This window comes from Inquilinus sp. Marseille-Q2685 (assembly GCF_916619195.1).
GTDB lineage: Bacteria > Pseudomonadota > Alphaproteobacteria > DSM-16000 > Inquilinaceae > Inquilinus.
Map to the genome: position 1 here is coordinate 1 of NZ_CAKAKL010000016.1, position 19,447 is coordinate 19,447.

Below are 19,447 nucleotides of genomic sequence, written 5' to 3' on the forward strand. Positions count from 1 at the left end.
ACCAGCGGGATCACGGCGCGGACGGGGCCAAGGAAGCGGCCGATGAAGACGCTGATGCCGCCCCAACGGTGGAAGAAGTCGCGGCCGGTGCGCAGCATCTGCGGATGCCGGGTGAACGGCCAGATCCCCGTCGCCTCGGCGCAGTCCGGGCCCTGGGTCGCGGCGCGCGCATCGATCGTGTCGACGCGCTGGCGCTGCTCGGCGATGTCGTCGGCGACGGCCAGGGCGCCGGTGCGGGCGTCCAGCGGATCGGCCCCGGCCAGGTCGCGCAGGCGCCGGCCGACGCGGTCGAGGACGGCGGTGGTGTCGGCCTGCACAGATTGGGCGTCGTCGACCAGCGCCGGGCAGGCCTGCGGACCGCCGGGCAGGGCGCCGGTCGGGGTCGAGGCGATGCGGTCGGCCAGGCGGTTGGCCCGCCGCGCCTCGGCGTCCAGCCGGCGGGCCAGGCTGCCCAGCCGCTCGCTCTGCAGATCGGGCCGGCCGCACTGGCCGATGATGGTGCGGTAGGCCGCCTGGGCGCGCCGCAGCTTCGCCGACAGGCCCTGGGCCTGGGTCGCGGTCTGGGTCGCCTGGTCGATCGGGTCGCGGGCGGTGCCGGCGCCGGCATCGCGCTCGATCCGGTCGATCCGCGTCTTGACCCGGCCCAGGTCGCTCTCCGCCGTGGTCGCCAGCACATGCGCTTCGGCCTCGGTCTGGGCGCAGCTCTGCGACCGGCTCGGCCGGGCCGGCTCCTCGAACTGGCGGCGGATGCTGCTGAAGAAGTCGTCCAGCCCGTCCGCCCGCGCCGGCCCGGGCGCGGCGGCGAGGACCAGCGCGACGACAGCGGCCAGGCTAGGGACGGTCCGGACGATCCTCATGCGAACTCTTGCTCTTGCGCGTCAGCAGGCGGAAGGCCGCCGCGGCGCCGGCCAGCGTCGCGACGACGAGAAATATGATCAGCAGCGGCGCCGCATCTTCAATCCCGAAGATGCGGCTCAGCGTCTCGCCGGCGAACCAGCCGAGGCCCACCCAGACCGGTGCCCAGACGACCGCCGAGGCGACATTGGCGATCTGGAACGGGATGTGGCGCATCCCCATCATGCCGGCGACCAGCGGGATCACGGCGCGGACGGGGCCAAGGAAGCGGCCGATGAAGACGCTGATGCCGCCCCAACGGTGGAAGAAGTCGCGGCCGGTGCGCAGCATCTGCGGATGCCGGGTGAACGGCCAGATCCGCTCCACCCGGTGCTCCAGCCACACCCCGATCCAGTAGGAGACGGCGTCGCCCAGGACGGCGCCGGCGATCGCCCAGGGGATGACGTCCCACGGGCTCAGCGTGCCGGACTGGACCAGGGTGCCGGCGGCGACCAGCACGGCGGTGGCCGGCAGCAGCAGGCTCAGCACGGCGAAGGATTCGCCGAAGGCGAAGACCAGGATGATCGGCCCGGCCCAGCCGCCATGGGCGCCGATGAAGGCGATCGTCTGGTCGATGAAGCCCTGCACGCGCCCAATCTCTCCCGAAGCTCGCGGCCGCGCCCCGTATCGGCGGCAAAAGCGGCGATCAGAGGGCGAGGATGCGGTCCGGCGCGTCGGAAAAGACGCCGGCGACGCCCATGTCGAACAGCGCCTTGGCCCGCTCCGCGTCGTTCACTGTGTAGGCCAGCACCGGCCGGCCGGTGGCGCGGTATTCGGCAATGGTCTCCGCCGTCTCCTTCTCATGGCTGACATTGATCGTGGCGGCGCCGATCGCGTCGGCATTGGCGGCCCAGACCGCCGGCCGCTCCCAGATCAGGTAGCCGCGCGGCCAGTCGGGCGCGACCTCGCGGGCCTTCATCAGGCTCTCGATGGCGAAGCTGGAGACCAGCGGCTTCGGCCGGTCGGCGGGCCACAGCCGCTGCGCCGCGGCCAGCGCCACCTCGGCGGTCTCGACCTCGCGGCCCGGGCAGGGCTTGATCTCGATGTTGACCGCCAGGCCCAGCTCCAGCGCCAGGGTCAGCACCTCGTCCAGGGTCGGGACCCGCTCGCCGCGGAACTCGGGCGCGAACTTGCGGCCGGCATCCAGCATCCGCACCGCGGCGAAATCGGAATTGGCGACGGCGCCGCTGCCGTCGGTGGTGCGGTCCAGCGAGTCGTCATGGATCACCACCGGCACCCGGTTGCGGGTCAGCTTGACGTCGAACTCGACCATCTCGACGCCCAGGGCGGCGGCCTTGCGGAACGACGCCAGGGTGTTCTCCGGCGCATGGGCCGCGGCGCCGCGATGGCCGATGACTCGGGGCAGGGTCAGGGTCATGGGGCGGTCTCCGGGGGCGTCGAGGGCACTGCGGGAGGCGGGTTTTCGGCGTGGTCGGAAACGGTCCGGCTCACTCGCCCGGACGGAAAGGCCGGCAGCTCGTCAGGACAATCTCCCCTCCAGGTGCCATCCTCGCCGAGCCGGCGTCAAGTGCGGGACGGCCCGGCCGCGACTCCCCTTGGCCCGGCATCCGTGCTAGACGGGCGCCGATTCGAGAGATCCGGACGAGACCCATGGGATTCAATTGCGGCATCGTCGGCCTGCCCAATGTCGGCAAGTCGACGCTGTTCAACGCGCTGACCTCCACCCAGGCGGCGGAAGCGGCGAACTATCCGTTCTGCACGATCGAGCCGAACACCGGCCGGGTCGGCGTGCCCGACCCGCGGCTGGACAGGCTGGCGGCGATCGCGGGCTCGGCCAAGATCATCCCGACCCAGCTGGAATTCGTCGATATCGCCGGGCTGGTCCGCGGCGCGTCGAAGGGCGAGGGGCTGGGCAACCAGTTCCTGGCCAATATCCGCGAGACCGACGCGGTGCTGCACGTGCTGCGCTGCTTCGAGGGCGACGTCACCCATGTCGAGGGCTCGGTCGACCCGGTGCGCGACGCCGAGACGGTCGAGACCGAGCTGATGCTGGCCGACATGGACAGCCTGGAGCGGCGGGTGCAGTCCGCGGCGAAGCGGGCCAAGGGCGGCGACAAGGACGCCAAGACCGAGATCGAGCTGATGGAGCGGGCGCTGGCGGTGCTGCGCGAGGGCAAGCCGGCCCGCACCGTCGAGCTGTCGCCGGATGAGCGCGAGCCGTTCCGGCGCCTGGCGCTGCTGACCTCCAAGCCCGTGCTCTATGTCTGCAACGTGTCCGAGGACGAGGCCGCGACCGGCAACGCCCATTCGGCCCGGGTCGAGGCCATGGCCAAGGCCCAGGGCGCCGAGGCGGTGGTGATCTCGGCCGCGATCGAGGCCGAGCTGGCGCAGCTCTCGCCCGAGGAGAAGCAGGAGTTCCTGGCCTCGATCGGGCTCGAGGAGCCGGGGCTGAACAAGGTGATCCGGGCCGGCTACAGGCTGCTCGGCCTGCTCACCTTCTTCACCGTCGGGCCGAAGGAGGCGCGGGCCTGGACCGTCAATGTCGGCGCCACCGCGCCGGAGGCGGCGGGGGTGATCCACACCGACTTCCAGCGCGGCTTCATCAAGGCCGAGACCATCGACTACGACAGCTATGTCGCGCTCGGCGGCGAGCAGAGGGCGAAGGACGCCGGCAAGATGCGGCAGGAAGGCAAGGAGTATGTCGTCCGCGACGGCGACATCTTCCACTTCCGCTTCAACGTCTGAGAGGCCGGTCGCGGGTTTCGCGACCGCCCCGATCCTATCCCGCCGTGCACGTGGTCGGGCTGGCACCGGCGATGCGGCTGTAGGTCGCCTGGCCGCCCTTGTCCCAGAACTCGGCGCCGTAGGGGTTGGTGTAGCGCGCGCCGCTGCCGGAGATCGCACGCTGCAGCGTGATCGTGTTGCCGCCGTCGGCCAGCACCAGCGCGTCGCCGGTGAAGCCGGCGGACAGGCTGGTGCCGTCGGCGCAGCGATAGCCGACGGTCTTGCTGGCAATGGCCTCGGTCTTCGCGGTCGGGTTCGGGGTGTCGTCGCCGCAGGCGGCCAGCGCCGCGAGGGCGAGCGCGCAGGGAATCAGGGTCAGGCGGCGGGTCATCGCAGTCTCCATTCATGGCCCGGCACCGTGCCGGGCGGACAATCGCCCCTCAGCAACGTCGCAGCCCGCCATTTGTTTCGCCGCGGTTCGCCTTGCCGCCGACGGTTGTCGGACAAGTTTCCCATCGAGGCCTTCCCCGGCGGCGTCCGGCGCCCCACATCATCAACAAGGAGTGTGGAGGAGACGCCGATGCGACGGCCGCTCGCAGCCCTGCTCGCCATCCCGCTGATCGCCCTGCCGGCCGCGGCCCGGGACGTGGCGCCGGGGACGGCGTTCGAGGTCCGGCCCGATGCGCTGCCCAGGCCCTACGCCACCGACGCCGTGGCCAACAGCTCCGAGACCGTCGCCCGCGCCGAGGGGATGCGGCCGCAGGTGCCGAAGGGGATGACGGCGACGCTGTTCGCCGCCGGCCTCTCCGGCCCGCGCGAGATGCTGGTGCTGCCGGACCGGTCGATCCTGGTGTCGGAGCCGGGGGCCGGCCGCATCAGCCGGCTGGTCGCGCCCAACCCGCCGGCGCGGGCCCGGGCGATGCCGTTCCTGACCGGGCTGGACGAGCCCTACGGCATGGCGCTGCGCCGCGACGCGCTCATCATCGCCGATCTCGACGGACTGTGGCGCGTGCCCTATGCCCCGGGCGACGCCAAGGCGCAGGCGAAGCCGCAGCGGATCACGCCGGACGGCGCCTTCGACGGCGGCGGCGGCCATCGCAGCCGCAACGTGATCTGGGACCCGGCGTCGGACCGCTTCTTCGTCGCCATCGGCAGCCGCAGCAACATCGCCGAGGAGCCGGCGCCGCGCGCCACCATCCAGGTCTTCGCCGCCGACGGCTCGGGCGGCCGCACCTATGCCTCCGGCCTGCGCAACCCGATCGGGCTGGCGCTGCAGCCGGGCACCGGCCGGCTCTACACCGTGGTCAACGAGCGCGACGGTCTCGGCGACGGGCTGGTGCCGGACTATCTGACGGCGGTGCGGGAGGGCGGCTTCTACGGCTGGCCCTACTCCTATCTCGGCCGGAACCCGCAGCCGGACCTGGCCGACAAGCAGCCGGAGCTGGTGAAGCAGGCGATCGTGCCGGACCTGCTGTTCGAGTCGCATTCGGCGCCGCTCGACCTCGTCTTCTACGACGGCCCGATGTTCCCCGACTGGCGCGGCGATGCGCTGGTGACGCTGCACGGCTCGTGGAACCGCGCCGACCCGGTCGGCTACATGGTGGTCCGCGTGCCGTTCCGGGACGGCAGGCCCCAGGGCGGCTACGAGGCGCTGGCGACCGGCTTCCGGGTCGATCGCGGCGACGGCGCCGCCCGGGTCTGGGGCCGCCCGGCCGGGCTGGCGGTGCTGCCGGACGGGTCGATCCTGGTCTCCGACGACGAGGGCGGCACGATCTGGCGCATCGCCAAGGCCAGCGACTGAGGCCGGCGGGGCCGGTGGTCAGACGATGGTCACGAGGTCGCTGTAGCGCGCCAGCATCCCGTCATGCGTCAGCAGTCGCAGCGGTTCGATGGTCGCCTGGGCGATCAGCATCCGGTCGAACGGGTCCCGGTGGTGATGCGGCAGATCATGCACGGCCCGGGCGTGATCCCAGGTCACCGCCAATGGTTCGAACCCGGCCTCCGCCAGCCGCGTCATGAACCTGGTCATGTCGAGGCGCAACTTGCCGAGTGCGGCCTTGATGCTGATTTCCCAGATCGAGACCGAGCTGACGAACACGACCGTCGCCTGCTCGATCGTCCGGCGCGCCGCGGGCGACAGCATCGGATCGTCGTCCATCACCCAGAGCAGGATGTTGGTGTCGAGCAGCAGCCTCACGTCGAAGACCCGCCCTCGAAGGCGTCGAGGACGGCATCGGGGAGCGACGCATCGAAATCGGGCTCGATGTGAATTTCGCCCTTCATCAGGCCGAACCGGATCTTGGCCGGTCGGCCGTCATCCAACGGCACCAGCTTGGCCAGCGGCGTGCCGGACTTGGCGATGACGAAGCTCTCGCCCTTGCTCGCCCGATCGACGATCTGCGAGAGCTGGGTTTTGGCCTCGTAGATATTGATCTGCTTCATCGTACTTGACCAGAGTTGGTCAAACTAAGATGACGCTCCGTCCAACCCTGGTCAAGCGGCACCTGCGGCCGGAATCTCGAACACGAGGCAGGTGGTGCTGGCATGGGCCAGGACGCGGTCGCGGCCGTCGACCAGCGTCGCCTCGGCCACCGCGGTCTGCCGGCCGGCATGGATCACCCGGCCGATAGCCCGCACCGGGCCGGCGCCGGCGACCACCGCCCGCACATAGTTCACCTTTATCTCGAGCGTGGTGTAGCCCCGGCCGGCCGGCAGGGTGGAATGCACCGCGCAGCCCAGCACCGTGTCGAGCACGGTGGCGATCACGCCGCCATGCACCGACCCGATCGGGTTGTAGTGCGACTCGTCCGGGATCAGGCTCAGCACCACCCGGCCCTCGCCGATCTCGGTCAGGGTGAAGTCCACGAGATTGGCGATCGGCGGCGGCGGCAGCCGGCCGTCGGCGATCGCCTGCAGAAAGGCCCGCCCGCTCATGCCGCGCGCGACGGCGGCCAGGATCGTCGGATCCTCCCAGCGGACCACGCGCTCGCGGACCACGGCTTCGGTCGAGTCCATCGGTCCCTCCACCCGCAAACCATATTGCACCGATACAGACAGGTCTGTAGCGTCGTCAAGCCGGAACGGAGGTGCAGGAATGACGGCGGAGGCTGCGGGCGGGATGGGCGGTGTGCGCGAGACCATCCTCGCGACGGCCATGGAGCTGTTCTATCGCGACGGCATCCGCGCCGTGGGTGTCGACACCGTCGTCGCGGCTTCGGGCGTCGCCAAGACCAGCCTGTATCGCTGGTTCCCCTCGAAGGACCATCTGATCGCCGCGGTGGTGGCGGAGCAGGACCGCCTGTTCTGGGAATGGTGGGACCGGGTCGAGGCGCGCCATCCGGGCGCCCCGCGCGACCAGCTGCGGGCCCTGCTGGCCGGGGTGGTGAAGCGGCTGCGCCATCCCGCCTTCCGCGGCTGTCCCTTCCTCAACTTGGCGGCCGAGTTCCCCGATGCGGACCATCCCGGGCGCCGGATCTGCCGTGACAACAAGCGCGAGCTGCGCCGCCGGCTGACGGCGCTGGTCGAGTCCTTCGGCGCGCGCGAACCGCAGCGTCTGGCCGACCAGCTCGGCCTTCTGATCAACGGCGCCAACGCCGGCTGGCAGGTGCTGGGCGAGGAGGGCGGCCAGGACGAGCTGATCATCGCCGCCGAAGTGCTGGTCGAGGCGCAACTGCGGCAGCCCGGCTGAGCCGGACGGCGCGAGGGGCATTGACAGCGCCTGTCGGATGCGGAGTAATGGTTGTGCTTTTTTCGAAAGCACAATTTTTACCTGAATATGCCGGCCTCTCCACACCCCTCAGGTTCCGCCTAGATGGTCGCTCGCATCGCCACGGTTGCGTTCCAGGGGATCGAGACGGCGCCGGTCGACGTCCAGGTGCAGGTCTCGGGCGGCTTTTCCGGCATCACCCTGGTCGGCCTGCCGGACAAGGCGGTGGCGGAAAGCCGGGAGCGGGTGAAGGCAGCGCTGCACGCTCTCGGCCTGGCCCTGCCGCCCAGGCGCATCACCATCAATCTGGCGCCCGCCGACATGCTGAAGGAGGGCAGCCATTACGACCTGCCGATCGCGCTCGGCCTCCTCACCGCGCTCGACGTGCTGCCGGTGCAGGAGGTCGGGCAGTACATGGCGCTGGGCGAGCTGGCGCTGGACGGGGCGCTGACCCCGGTCGCCGGAGTGCTGCCGGCGGCGCTGGGCGCCGCGGAGCGCGGGCTCGGGCTGATCTGTCCGGCCGCCTCGGGGCCGGAGGCGGCCTGGGCGGCCGATGCCGACGGCCGGATCGACGTGCTGGCGGCGCCGACGCTGCTGGCCCTGGTCAATCACTTCAAGGGCACCCAGGTGCTGGCCCAGCCGCAGCCGCTGCTGGCCGCGGCGGACGGACCCGGCCTCGACCTGCGCGACGTCAAGGGGCAGGAGACGGCGAAACGGGCGCTGGAGATCGCCGCCGCTGGAAACCACAATCTGCTCATGATCGGCCCGCCCGGCTCCGGCAAATCGATGCTGGCGGCGCGGCTGCCCGGCCTGCTGCCGCCCCTGTCGCCGGCCGAGGCGCTCGAGGTGTCGATGATCCATTCGGTCGCCGGGCTCCTGGAAGGCGGGCGGCTGATGCGCCGCCGGCCCTTCCGCGACCCGCATCACTCCGCCTCGCTGCCGGCCCTGGTCGGCGGCGGGCTGCGGGTCCGGCCGGGCGAGATCTCGCTGGCCCATCGCGGCGTGCTGTTTCTGGACGAGCTGCCGGAATTCGCCCGCGCCACGCTCGAATCGCTGCGCCAGCCGATGGAAAGCGGCCGGGCGGTGATCGCCCGGGCCAACTCGCATGTCACCTATCCGGCCCGGGTGCTGCTGGCGGCGGCGATGAACCCCTGCCGCTGCGGCCATCTCGGCGACCCGGCGCTGGGCTGCGGCCGGGCGCCGCGTTGCGGCCAGGACTACCAGTCGCGCCTGTCCGGCCCGCTGCTCGACCGCATCGACCTGCATGTCGACGTGCCGGCGGTCTCCGCCGCCGACCTGGCTCTGCCGCCGCCGGCCGAGGGCACGGCCGAGGTGGCGGCCCGCGTCGCGGCGGCGCGCGAGATCCAGGCGGCGCGCTATGCCGGGGACGGCATCACGACCAATGCCGAAGCCGATGGCGCGGTGCTGGAACGGGTCGCGCTGCCCGATTCGGCCGGCGCCGCGCTCCTGACCCAGGCGGCGGAGCGGCTGCGCCTGTCGGCCCGCGGCTATCACCGGGTGCTGCGCGTGGCCCGCACCCTCGCCGATCTGGCCGGCGCCGAGGCCATCGGCCGTGCCCAGATCGCCGAGGCTCTGTCCTACCGCCGGCTGTCCGTCGCTGCATAGGCCAGTAATCGAAACGCCCGGGGCCTGATCTCCGGCAGTCGAATGCGGCAACTGCGCGTAAAATGATGATCAAATCGCCCGAAACCCGTCGCGACGCAGCATTGCGCCCAGTCGAAGCGGCTTGGCCTTCAGCCGAATTTTTGTGATCCTGGTCAAGATCGTTTCGGATCGAACGGTCGCCTTCACCCGGAACGACGGGAATCACCAATGCGATCGATTCTTGCGATTATTGCCGCACTTCTGGCCGGTGCCTGCGTGCCCCAGCAAGCCTCGAAAGACTTTGTCGTGGTGAAAACCGCGAATGAGCGCGGCGCCGCGGGGGCGCAGGCCGCCGCCGACCGGTATTGCGCCCAGGCCGGCCGCACGGCGCTGGCCTCGGACCGGCAGTGGAACTACATCGGTTTCCAATGCGTGGAGCCGGCCAACACGCTGCTGGCGCAGACGCCGATCCCGCCGCGATAGGGGCGAATCGAGGGCCCAGACAGTAGAGGAGCCGCACATCGGCGGCTCCTCGTGGTGCTCTCTGTCCGCAGGCTCACCCGACGATGCCGGGTTGCCATTCCGACGGAGGTCGCCGCAAAGGCGTTGCGGCTGGCCAATACGCGTTACCGGCTATGCCGACCACGTGGGGGTACGATGCGCCCCCGGAACGATCGGATCAAGGGGGTAGTCGTGCGGCGCAGCAAAGGTCAGAGAGGCTGCCGCGTCGGGCCTGCGGATCACGCGTCCTGGGTGGTCTGGGCGATCTGGGTCATGAACTTCCCGGCCGCCTTCTCGGCCAGCAGCGGCGCCGCCTCGGCGATCGCGTCCAGCAGCGGGTCGAGCCAGGCTTCGTCGGCCTTGGCGAAGTCGCCCAGCACCCAGCCATGCACCCGGTCCTTGTGGCCGGGATGGCCGATGCCGATGCGGACGCGCCAGAACTCCGGCCCGATATGGGCGTCGAGCGAGCGCAGCCCGTTGTGGCCGGCGGTGCCGCCGCCCTTCTTGACCCGGACCTTGCCGGGCGCGAGGTCGAGCTCGTCATGGAACACCACGACGTCGTCGGGCGTGAGCTTGTAGAAGCGCATCGCTTCGCCGACCGACCGGCCGCTCTCGTTCATGTAGGTGGCGGGCTCCAGCGCCAGCACGCGCTCGGGGCCGAGCCGGCCTTCCGCCAGCCGTCCCTGGAACTTCAGCTTCCAGGGCGAAAAGGAATGGCGCTCGACGATGTCGTCGAGCGCCATGAACCCGACATTGTGCCGGTGATACGCGTATTGCGAGCCGGGATTGCCGAGGCCGACGAACAGCAGCATCGCACTCTCCCACCCCGCCCGGCCTTGATCAGGCCTTCGGCTCCTCGGTCGCGGCCGGGGCGGCCTCGCCGGTCACCGCCGCGGCGGCAGCCTCGGCGGCCTCGGCACGGACGGCCGACGGTGCCGCGACGGTGGCGATCACGAAGTCGCGCTCGGTCACGGCCGGGCGGACGCCCTCCGGCAGCTTGACCGCGCTCATGCGCAGCGAATCGCCGATCTCGGTCCCGGTCAGGTCGACCGTGACGAATTCGGGGATCGACTCGGCGCGGCAGATCAACTCGACATCGTGGCGCACGACGTTCAGCACGCCGCCGCGCTTGATGCCGGGCGACGCGGCCTCGTTCTCGAAATGAACCGGCACGTCGGCGTGGACGGTGGTCTTGTCGCTGACGCGCAGGAAGTCCAGATGGATGGCGCGGTCGGTCACCGGGTCCAGGGCGATGTCGCGCGCCAGGACGTGGTGCTTCTCGTTGCCGATCTCGATGTCGTAGAGGTGCGTCAGCGCCGCGGGGTCGCGCAGGATCTTCAGCAGCGACTGGGCGTTGACGTTGAACAGCACCGGCGGCTTGTTGTCGCCGTAGATGACGCCCGGGATCATCCCGGCCCGACGCGCTGCCCGTGCTGCCCCCTTACCGGCCCGGTCCCGCGCCTCGGCCGTGATCTTGATGGTTTCGGCCATTGGCTCTCTCCCAAGTGAAGACGCCGGCCTCCAGGGGTGCCGGCGTCGGTACGGCGTGAGTGAATGCCCACGCAAGCGCGGTCGTCTAGCAGAATTGGTCCGGCAGCGCAACGGCCGGGGCCGCAGCCCCGGCCTGCGGCAATCTTACCACGCTGGCAGGATGGCGCCCTTGAACCGGGTCTCCAGGAACTGCGCCACCTCCGGCGACTGATAGGCCTCGACCAGAGTCTTCAGGTCGGCCCGGTCCTTGTCGGCGGCGCGGGCCGCGACGAAGTTGCCGTAGGGGTTGTTGGTCCGGCTCTCGGCGATCAGCGCGTCCTTGCGCGGGTCCAGCCCGGCCTCCAGCGCGTAGTTGGTGTTGATGATCGCGCCATCCAGGTCCGGCAGGGCGTGCGGCAGCTGCGCCGCGTCGAGCTCGGAGAACTGGAAGTTGTGCGGGTTGTCGGTGACGTCCAGCAGCGACGGGTTCAGGCCCTTGCCGTCGGCCAGCTTGATCAGGCCGTTGGCGGCCAGCAGGTTCAGCGCCCGGCCGCCGTTGCTGGGGTCGTTCGGGATGCCGATCTTGGCGCCGTCGGGCAGCTTGTCGATCTTGTCGAACTTCTTCGAGTAGAGGCCGATCGGCTCGACGATGGTGAAGCCGATCGGGACGATGTGATAGCCGCGGGCGGCGATCTGCGCGTCCAGATAGGGCTTGTGCTGGAAGGCGTTGGCGTCGAGCTCGCCATGCTCCAGCGCCTCGTTCGGGATGGCGTAGTCGGAGAAGGTGACCAGCTCGATCTCGAGGCCTTTCTTGGCCGCCACCTGCTTGGCGACCTCGGCGATCTCCTCCTCGCTGCCGCCCATGACACCGAGCTTGATGCTGGCGGCAAGGGCGCTGCCGGCGGTGGCGGCGCCGAGGGCGAGGCCGAGCGCCAGGCCGATCAGGCCGCGCGTCAGCGGGGAAAGGGACATGATGGGCTCCTGCACGTCTTGGGTCGGTATGGATATGGGGTGGCGCCGCGTCGCGGATCAGGCCGGGGCCTGCCCCGGCCGGTGCTGGCGGCGGGCGATCGTGGTCAGCGCGGCATGCGCCGCCCGCCCGGCCGCGCGGGTGGTCCGGAACAGGCGCCCCTCCAGCGGCGTGAAGGCCGCGTCGGAGGCGTAGAAGCGGAAGCCGCGCGGCTCGCGCGTGACGATGCCGGCGGTCAGGCCGCCGGCGACGATGATGAAGGCGTCAGCCATGGAAGGATCCTCTCGGGAGGCGCGCCGCTCGGGGCGCGCCGTGTCTGGTCGTGCGGTCGGGTGCGGCGGGCAGGGCCCGTGGTCAGCAACAGCGACAGGCGCGACACATGCGGCCGGCACCGGGTGCGGCGGCGGAGAGGACGGACAGGGACAGGGTCGAAACCATCGGTCGGCTCCTCAGCATCAACTGCCGGAACCACGAACTCACGTCGTGGCGCTTTAGCGTTTGGTGACGCGGCGCAAGCTGCTTCCGTCAAAATCCCGCGGATCCGAAGATCGGTGCCGACCCTCTAACATACGGTCGGGCGTGTCAATAACAAAAAAACCACAATCAGATTTCGCTAATGCTGCATTGCGAGGAGGTGAAGCCGACGAAGCACTCCAGGGCCGGTGTGAGCGGCCCTGGAGTGCTTCGCTGCGTTCGCAATGACGGCGAGGGCATTGCCCGTGCAGACGCAACGAAAAAGCCCGCCCGGCAGGGCCGGACGGGCTCTTCGGTTCCGCTATGGGGCCGGGGTCAGGCGCCGCGGCGCCACCAGCCGCGCTTCGGCGCCTCAGGCGGCTGATTGATCACCTGGTTGGCCTCGACCGCGAGGTTCTCGGCCGGGGCCGCGGGCGCGGGCTCCGTCGCGGCCGGCGCCGGTTCGGGCACGGCGCCGTTGAGCGCGGCCGCCTCGGGCTCCGGCACCGGCGCGGGGGGCTCGGCGGCCGGCTCGGCCGCAGCCTCGACGGCGACCTCGGCCTTCTTGCGGCGCGGGGCGCGGCGCTTCGGCTTCGGCGCCTCCTCGGCCGGCGCCGCGGCTTCCGCCGGGGCAGCTTCCGCCGGGGCGGGCTCGGGCGCGATCACGGCGTCGGCGGCTGCAACCGTCTCCGGCGCCGTGACGGCCTCGGGCTCGGCATGGCTGGCGGCGTCGGCGGCCTCGAGCACGAAGGGCTCGGCCTCGTCGGCCTTCTTGCGGCGACCGCCGCGACGGCCGCGGCGGCGGCCCTTGGCCTCGTCCTCGGCGGCTTCGGCGGCCGGAGCCTCGGTGACAGCCGGCTCGGCCGGAGCAGCCGGCTCGGCGACGGCCGGCGCGGCCTCCTCGACCGGTTCGGCATGGCTTGCGGCATCGGCGGCCTCGACGGTGAACGGCTCGGCCGCCTGGCCCTCCTCGGCCTCGTCGCGCGGGTCGTAGCCGAAGCTGCCGTCGGCGGCGACCGGCGCGGGCTGGTCCGGGCGATGCCCGTCCTCGCCGCCGCGCCGGCGGCCGCGGCGGCGCCGGCGGCGACGGCCGCGGCCCTCGCCATCGGCCTGCTGCTGGCCGTGATGCTGCGGCGGCTGACCCGGGCGCTGCTGCGGCTGGCGCGCCGGCTCGCGGGCCTCCGCGACCTCTTCTTCTTCCGCCTCGTCCTCGACCTCCTCCGCCTCGCGCTCCAGCGCGGCGTCGGTCTCGGCCATGATCCGGGCGGTGTTGTCGACCGGCGCGGCCGGGGCCGGCAGCTCGGCGCTGCGGGCGCGGGTGCGCTCGATCCGGTGCGCCGGCGGGATCAAGCTGTCATCGGCCTCGATCATCACCCGCACGCCGTAGCGCCGCTCGATGTCGGCCAGGGCGTCGCGCTTCTGGTTGAACAGGTACAGCGCCAGCGCGGTGGCGACGTGCACGGTGATCTCGGAGGCGCGCTTGCGGATGCCCTCCTCCTCGATCGCGCGCAGCACCGACAGGGCGGCCGAGCCGGTGGTCCGGGTCATGCCCAGGCCCCCGCAATGGGCGCAGGTCTCGAAATGCGTCTCCATCAGGCTCGGGCGCAGCCGCTGGCGCGACAGCTCGAGCAGGCCGAAGGCGCTGATCCGGCCGATCTGGATGCGGGCGCGGTCCTGCCGCATCGCCTCCTTCAGCCGGTGCTCGACCGCCTTGTTGTGGCGGTCGTCCTCCATGTCGATGAAGTCGATGACGATCAGCCCGGCCAGATCGCGCAGGCGCAGCTGGCGGGCGACCTCGTCGGCGGCTTCCAGGTTGGTCTTGTACGCCGTCTCCTCGATGTTCCGCTCGCGGGTCGAACGGCCGGAGTTGACGTCGATCGAGACCAGCGCCTCGGTCGGGTTGATGACGATGTAGCCGCCGGAGCGCAACTGCACCACCGGGCTGTGCATCGCGTCGATCTGGCCTTCCACGTTGAAGCGGTGGAAGAGCGGGACGTTCTCGTCCTGGTAGGGCTGGACCTTCTTGGCATGGCTCGGCATGAGCATGCGCATGAAGTCCTTGGCGGTGCGGTAGCCCTCCTCGCCGGAGACCAGGACCTCCTCGATGTCCTTCGAGTAGAGGTCGCGGATCGCCCGCTTGATCAGGTCCGCCTCCTCGTGGATGGCGCAGGGGGCGGTCGACTGCAGCGTCGTCTGCCGGATCGAATCCCACAGCCGCAGCAGGTAGTCGAGGTCGCGCCGGATCTCCAGCTTGGTGCGCTCCAGCCCCGCCGTCCGCAGGATGACCGCCATGCCCTCCGGCACCTCCAGGTCATCCATGATCGCCTTCATCTTCTTGCGATCCTTGGGATTGGCGATCTTCCGGCTGATGCCGCCGCCGCGCGGCGTGTTCGGCATCAGCACGCAGTAGCGGCCGGCCAGCGACAGATAGGTGGTCAGCGCGGCGCCCTTGTTGCCGCGCTCCTCCTTGGTCACCTGCACCAGCATGATCTGCCGGCGCTTGATGACCTCCTGGATCTTGTAGTTGCGATAGTTCGGCAGCTTCGAGCGGCGGTCGCGGGCCTCCTCGGCCTCGTCGCCGCCCAGCACCTCGACGCCGGGCTCCTGCTCGCCGTCATGGCCGTTGCCGTTGCCGCTGCCGTTCTCGCCTTCGGCCGGGGTCGGATCGTCGCCCTTCGGCGCCTCCGCGGGGGCCAGGAGGGCGACCGGGCCGCTGTCGCCCTCGGTCGACAGGGTCTCGCCGAAGCTCTCCTCGGCGCCGGCCTCGGTGGTGATCCCCTCGCCCGCCACCGCATCGCCGGCGGCGGCAACGACCTCGACCACCTCGCTCGGGCCGGCCTCGGCGGCTTCGGCGCGGGCCGGGCGGCGGTCACGGCCGCGGCGCCGGCGGGAGGTCGGCTCGGCCGGCTTCGCCTCGACAGCCTCCGCCTCCTCGGCCTCCTCGGCCGGGGGGGCCAGGAGCGCCTCGCGGTCGGCGATGGGGATCCGATAGTAGTCGGGATGGATTTGGGAGAAGGCGAGGAAGCCGTGGCGATTCCCGCCATACTCCACGAAGGCGGCCTGGAGCGAGGGTTCGACCCGCGTCACCTTGGCCAGGTAGATGTTGCCCTTCAGCTGCTTCTTGGCTTCGGTCTCGAAATCGAATTCCTCGAGCCGATTGCCGTCCAGCACCACCACCCGCGTTTCTTCCGCATGGGTGGCGTCCACCAGCATTCTTTTAGCCATGTACAAACCCTGGCGACGCTGCCGCCGGCCCCGCGCGACCGACGGGGCCGCGGCGCGTCATTGTCCTGCCGAAGCCGCCGGGGACGCGAACCGTGATCACCCGAGAACGGCGCTTCGCAGCAGGCCAGACGGGAGGGTTCGCGACCACCGGTCCGGCGCGGATGCGCCGGGGCACGGCCTCGAGTTGATCCTCGATGTCGCCCGACATCCGCGGCTGCGCATCGCGTGCCGGCCGTTCGACAAGGCGTTCCACGGCGGAAATCGATGCGCTGCCGCGCGGCCGGCCCGAAAACCCGGGGGACCCGGATCTCCGATCGACCGATCAGGCAGACTGTCGCGCCGCCACGATACCGAGGCACCGCACTCTCGACAATGGGAGATTTCGGCGGTAAGGGGCCCGCTTGCCAGCCGTGGCGCCACGGGGGCCTGACTCGCGATCGGCGCTATGGTAACAGAGGCCGCTCCGACCCTCGTGGTCATCAACGGAACACAATCGCGGCCTATTCGCTTCTGCGTCGAGGCCGGCCTCGCGGGGCCGCCCCGCCGCTCCGGGGCGGCCGCCGCCGCCCATCCATTGCCCCCAAGGTCCGATGCGCCTGATCGGCTGGCTCCTGTCCTCCCTCATCCTCCTCCTCGTCATCGCGGCGGTCGGGGTCTTCGCGGCCGCGAGCTATTTCGGCCGCGACCTGCCGGACACCGCGCAGCTGGCCGAATACGCGCCGCCGATCACCACCCGCCTGCACGCGGGCGACGGCCGGCTGATGGCGGAATACGCCAGCCAGAACCGGCTGTTCGTACCGTTCGGGGCGATTCCGCCCCTGGTGGCGCAGGCCTTCGTCTCGGCCGAGGACCAGCGCTTCTACGACCATCCGGGCGTCGACCTGCAGGGCATCGCCCGGGCCGGAATCTCGGCGATCCAGAACTACGCTTCCGGCCGGCGGGTCGAGGGCGCCTCGACCATCACCCAGCAGGTGGCGCGCAACTTCTTCCTGACGCCGGACCGGGCGATCAGCCGGAAAATCCGCGAGATGCTGCTGGCGTTCCGCATCGAGAGCGCCTTCACCAAGCAGCAGATCCTCGAGCTGTACCTGAACCAGATCTATCTCGGCCGCGGCGCCTATGGCGTGGCGGCGGCGGCGCTGGCCTATTTCAACAAGCCGCTGAAGGATCTGACGATCTCCGAGACCGCCTTCCTGGCCGGCCTGCCGAAGGCACCCAGCAGCTACGACCCGAAGACCCGGATGGATGCCGCGGTCGCCCGCCGCAACTACGTCCTCGGCCGGCTGCAGGAGGACGGGGCGATCACGCGGGAGCAGGCGGACGCGGCCCGGGCCGAGCCGCTGGTGACCAAGGACCGGCGGCAGATCGAGTTCGTCAGCGCCAACTACTTCGCCGAGGAGGTGCGGCGCGAGCTGCAGCGACTCTACGGCAACGACGCGCTCTACCAGGGCGGCCTGTCGGTGCGCACCTCGCTGGACCCGCATCTGCAGGACCTCGCCGACCAGGCGCTGCGCGACGGCCTGCGCAGCTATGACATGCGGCACGGCTGGCGCGGCCCGCTGAAGAAGATCGAGGGCTTCGACGACTGGGCCGGGCAGCTCGCCGCGATCCAGCGGCCCGCCGGCGCCGGCGACTGGCAGATGGCGGTGGTGCTGGACATCGACGCCAAGACGGCCAGCATCGGCTTCTCGGACAAGAGCCGCGGCACCATCCCCTTCGCCGAGATGAAATGGGCCCGGCCGTGGCGGGCGAACCAGACCGTCGGGGCCGAGCCGCGGAAGCCGTCCGACGTGCTGGCCAAGGGCGACGTGATCCTGGTCGAGCCGACCGGCCCGGTGCCGGAGGACAAGGCGGTGCCGCAGGAGTTCGGCCTGCGCCAGATCCCCGATGTGCAGGGCGCGCTGGTGGCGCTGGATCCGAACACCGGCCGGGTGATGGCGATCACCGGCGGCTACGATTATGCGATGAGCGAGTTCGACCGCGGCACCCAGGCGGTGCGGCAGCCGGGCTCGACCTTCAAGCCCTTCGTCTACCTGACCGCTCTCGAGGCCGGCTACACCCCGGCCACCATCATCGACGACGCCCCGATCACGATCGACACCGGCACCACCGACTGGGCGCCGGAGAACGACGACCACCGGTTCCTCGGCCCGATGCCGCTGCGCGTCGGCGTCGAGCGGTCGCGCAACCTGATGACGGTGCGGCTGATCCAGGCGGTCGGCCTGGACAAGGTGAAGGAGACGGCGGAGCGCTTCGGCGTCTACAAGGACATGCCGCTGCTCTATTCCATGGCGCTCGGCGCCGGCGCGACCACGCCGCTGCAGATGGCGACCGGCTTCGCCCAGATCGCCAATGGCGGCAAGAAGGTGACCCCGACCTTCATCGACCGTATCCAGGACCGCACCGGCCGCACCATCTACCGGCATGACGACCGGCCCTGCGAGGCTTGCGGCCAGCCCTGGGCCGACCAGGCGACGCCGGTGATCCCGGACACGCGCGAGCAGATCGCCGACCCGGTCTCGGCCTATCAGATGACCTCGATCCTGCAGGGCGTGGTGCAGCGCGGCACCGCCTCGGCGCTGAACAAGCTGGGCTTCACCCTGGCCGGCAAGACCGGCACCACCAACGACGCCAAGGACGCCTGGTTCGTCGGCTTCTCGCCCGACCTGGTGGTGGCGATCTATGTCGGCTTCGACGATCCGAAGACGCTGGGCGCCCGCGAATGGGGCTCGACCGCGGCGGTGCCGATCGCCCGCGACTTCATGTCGGCGGCGCTGCAGGGCAAGGACGTGCCGCCCTTCCGCATCCCGCCCGGGGTCAACCTAGTGAAGATCGACCGGCTGACCGGCCAGCCCGCTTATGGCAGCGGCGGCGACACGCTCTGGGAGGCGTTCCGCCCCGGCACCGAGCCCGGCACCGGCTATGCCCTCGACCGGCTCGACGGCAGCGGCGGCGGCGCCGGCGAGGGCGGCGACACCGGTTTCGGCGACAGCGTGCCCGACGCCACGACCGGGACCGGCGGGCTGTACTGAGCGCCGCCGCAGCCTAGATGAAGCGAAGCGGCCGGTCATCGGGCCGCAGGCAGGGAGGAACCCATGGCCCTTCGCAAGTTCATCATCGAGCGCGACATCCCCGACGTCGGCACGCTGGAGCGCGAGCAGTTGCGCGGCGCCGCGGCCAAGTCCAACGATGCGCTGCGGCAGATCGGGCCCGACATCCAGTGGGTCGAGAGCTATGTCGCCGACAACAAGACCTTCTGCGTCTACCTCGCCCGCGACGAGGAGGTGATCCGGAAGCACGCCGAGATCAGCGGCTTCCCGGCGACCCGGATCACCGAGATCCGCAAGATGATCGACCCGACGACGGAACGGGCCGACTGACGGATCGCCGGCGGCGGACGGAGCGGGGCGATGGGCCTCTCGGAGTTCATCCGGCTGCTCGAGGCCTATCGCGACACCCGCTACCTGTTCGCCGCCGACGGCGTCGAGCACGAGGTGCGGATCGACCGCCGGAACCCGGCGGCCGAGGCCTGGCTGGCCGGCCGCGGCGCCGCCGGCGCCGGCTTCGTCACGGCCGACAATCCGCGCAGTCTTCTGGCATCGCCGGCCGAGAACGCGGCGGCGCGGCAGCGCCTGGCGGAGGCGGTGCGCCGGCGCGGCGCCGACTCCGTGCCGCACACCGGCGCCGGGCTGGACGGCGCCTGGCCGCCGGAGCAGGGGCTGCTGGTCCTCGGCCTGCCAGTCGCGGAACTCACCGCCCTGGCGGAGGAATTCGGCCAGAACGCCATCGTCTGGTTCGCCCCCGGCCAGCCGGCCCGGCTGGTGCCCACCCGGCTGCTGCTCGAGGGTTTGAGGCCGGACGCCGGCGCGGACTGACCTCTCAAGCCGCCACCGGCTCGAACAGGGACCGTGGGGGGCGGTGGGATGTTGGGTTCGCAC

General features: G+C 71.1%; 20 protein-coding genes. 8 read left to right on the top strand and 12 right to left on the bottom strand.

The window, feature by feature from the left end; all coding sequences use genetic code 11:
• The 3 genes from LG391_RS34290 to ugpQ all read right to left on the bottom strand — a co-directional run.
• A partial coding sequence (locus LG391_RS34290) for a DedA family protein (protein ID WP_374200838.1) occupies positions 1-857 on the bottom strand: 857 nt, incomplete at its 3' end.
• Positions 832-1,482: a DedA family protein gene (locus LG391_RS34295; protein ID WP_225773627.1), complete on the bottom strand. Its 651-nt coding sequence runs from the start codon at positions 1,480-1,482 to the stop codon at positions 832-834. The genes LG391_RS34295 and LG391_RS34290, both read right to left, overlap by 26 nt.
• A 58-nt stretch (positions 1,483-1,540) precedes the next feature.
• On the bottom strand, positions 1,541-2,272 hold the full coding sequence (gene ugpQ / locus LG391_RS34300) for a glycerophosphodiester phosphodiesterase (protein ID WP_225773629.1): 732 nt from the start codon (positions 2,270-2,272) through the stop codon (positions 1,541-1,543).
• A 233-nt stretch (positions 2,273-2,505) separates the two neighbouring features.
• On the opposite strand from ugpQ, the gene ychF reads away from it, so the two are divergent.
• A complete protein-coding gene (gene ychF / locus LG391_RS34305) occupies positions 2,506-3,600 on the top strand; it encodes a redox-regulated ATPase YchF (RefSeq protein ID WP_225773631.1) in 1,095 nt (364 codons plus the stop codon).
• A 34-nt stretch (positions 3,601-3,634) separates the two neighbouring features.
• Here the strand turns inward: ychF and LG391_RS34310 are convergent, their stop codons facing one another.
• Positions 3,635-3,970, bottom strand: a complete 336-nt coding sequence (locus LG391_RS34310; protein WP_225773634.1) for an MliC family protein — start codon at positions 3,968-3,970, stop codon at positions 3,635-3,637.
• Between the two features lie 189 nt (positions 3,971-4,159).
• Between LG391_RS34310 and LG391_RS34315 the strand changes: the two genes are divergently transcribed.
• Entirely contained in the window at positions 4,160-5,380 is a 1,221-nt protein-coding gene (locus tag LG391_RS34315; protein ID WP_225773636.1) for a sorbosone dehydrogenase family protein, read from the top strand.
• 18 nt (positions 5,381-5,398) lie between these two features.
• On the opposite strand, the gene LG391_RS34320 is transcribed toward LG391_RS34315, so the two are convergent.
• From LG391_RS34320 to LG391_RS34330, 3 genes are read right to left on the bottom strand one after another with little or no spacing between them, the layout of a single operon-like run.
• A complete protein-coding gene (locus LG391_RS34320; RefSeq protein ID WP_225773638.1) occupies positions 5,399-5,776 on the bottom strand; it encodes a type II toxin-antitoxin system VapC family toxin in 378 nt (125 codons plus the stop codon).
• The gene (locus LG391_RS34325) at positions 5,773-6,021 is read right to left on the bottom strand and encodes a type II toxin-antitoxin system Phd/YefM family antitoxin (RefSeq protein WP_225773640.1); all 249 of its coding nucleotides are present in this window, start codon (positions 6,019-6,021) and stop codon (positions 5,773-5,775) included. The genes LG391_RS34320 and LG391_RS34325 overlap by 4 nt, the downstream gene beginning before the upstream one ends.
• A gap of 51 nt (positions 6,022-6,072) precedes the next feature.
• On the bottom strand, positions 6,073-6,594 hold the full coding sequence (locus LG391_RS34330; RefSeq protein ID WP_225773642.1) for a PaaI family thioesterase: 522 nt from the start codon (positions 6,592-6,594) through the stop codon (positions 6,073-6,075).
• A gap of 79 nt (positions 6,595-6,673) precedes the next feature.
• Here LG391_RS34330 and LG391_RS34335 point away from each other — a divergent pair, with 79 nt between their 5' ends.
• The 3 genes from LG391_RS34335 to LG391_RS34345 all read left to right on the top strand — a co-directional run bounded on the left by LG391_RS34335 (position 6,674) and on the right by LG391_RS34345 (position 9,373).
• Positions 6,674-7,267 carry a TetR/AcrR family transcriptional regulator gene (locus tag LG391_RS34335; RefSeq protein ID WP_225773643.1) on the top strand — a complete coding sequence of 198 codons (594 nt, stop codon included), beginning with the start codon at positions 6,674-6,676 and terminating at the stop codon, positions 7,265-7,267.
• Positions 7,268-7,390: 123 nt separating this feature from the next.
• A complete protein-coding gene (locus LG391_RS34340) occupies positions 7,391-8,911 on the top strand; it encodes a YifB family Mg chelatase-like AAA ATPase (RefSeq protein ID WP_225773645.1) in 1,521 nt (506 codons plus the stop codon).
• A gap of 207 nt (positions 8,912-9,118) precedes the next feature.
• On the top strand, positions 9,119-9,373 hold the full coding sequence (locus LG391_RS34345; RefSeq protein ID WP_225773647.1) for a hypothetical protein: 255 nt from the start codon (positions 9,119-9,121) through the stop codon (positions 9,371-9,373).
• Between the two features lie 257 nt (positions 9,374-9,630).
• On the opposite strand, the gene pth is transcribed toward LG391_RS34345, so the two are convergent.
• The 5 genes from pth to LG391_RS34370 form a co-directional block, all read right to left on the bottom strand.
• On the bottom strand, positions 9,631-10,203 hold the full coding sequence (pth, locus tag LG391_RS34350; RefSeq protein ID WP_225773649.1) for an aminoacyl-tRNA hydrolase: 573 nt from the start codon (positions 10,201-10,203) through the stop codon (positions 9,631-9,633).
• Positions 10,204-10,231: 28 nt separating this feature from the next.
• On the bottom strand, positions 10,232-10,882 hold the full coding sequence (locus tag LG391_RS34355) for a 50S ribosomal protein L25/general stress protein Ctc (protein WP_225773650.1): 651 nt from the start codon (positions 10,880-10,882) through the stop codon (positions 10,232-10,234).
• 144 nt (positions 10,883-11,026) lie between these two features.
• Complete coding sequence (locus tag LG391_RS34360) at positions 11,027-11,833, bottom strand: MetQ/NlpA family ABC transporter substrate-binding protein (protein WP_225773652.1); 807 nt, start codon at positions 11,831-11,833, stop codon at positions 11,027-11,029.
• Positions 11,834-11,890: 57 nt separating this feature from the next.
• A complete protein-coding gene (locus tag LG391_RS34365) occupies positions 11,891-12,103 on the bottom strand; it encodes a hypothetical protein (RefSeq protein ID WP_225773654.1) in 213 nt (70 codons plus the stop codon).
• Between the two features lie 517 nt (positions 12,104-12,620).
• The gene (locus LG391_RS34370) at positions 12,621-15,497 is read right to left on the bottom strand and encodes a ribonuclease E/G (RefSeq protein WP_374200839.1); all 2,877 of its coding nucleotides are present in this window, start codon (positions 15,495-15,497) and stop codon (positions 12,621-12,623) included.
• Between the two features lie 602 nt (positions 15,498-16,099).
• On the opposite strand from LG391_RS34370, the gene LG391_RS34375 reads away from it, so the two are divergent.
• From LG391_RS34375 to LG391_RS34385, 3 genes are all read left to right on the top strand, one after another.
• Positions 16,100-18,541 (top strand): penicillin-binding protein 1A, encoded by a 2,442-nt coding sequence (locus LG391_RS34375; RefSeq protein WP_225773658.1) that lies wholly within the window; start codon positions 16,100-16,102, stop codon positions 18,539-18,541.
• Between the two features lie 63 nt (positions 18,542-18,604).
• Positions 18,605-18,889: a DUF4242 domain-containing protein gene (locus LG391_RS34380; protein ID WP_225773660.1), complete on the top strand. Its 285-nt coding sequence runs from the start codon at positions 18,605-18,607 to the stop codon at positions 18,887-18,889.
• 30 nt (positions 18,890-18,919) lie between these two features.
• Positions 18,920-19,384: a DUF3293 domain-containing protein gene (locus tag LG391_RS34385; protein WP_225773662.1), complete on the top strand. Its 465-nt coding sequence runs from the start codon at positions 18,920-18,922 to the stop codon at positions 19,382-19,384.
• Positions 19,385-19,447 lie beyond the last annotated feature (63 nt).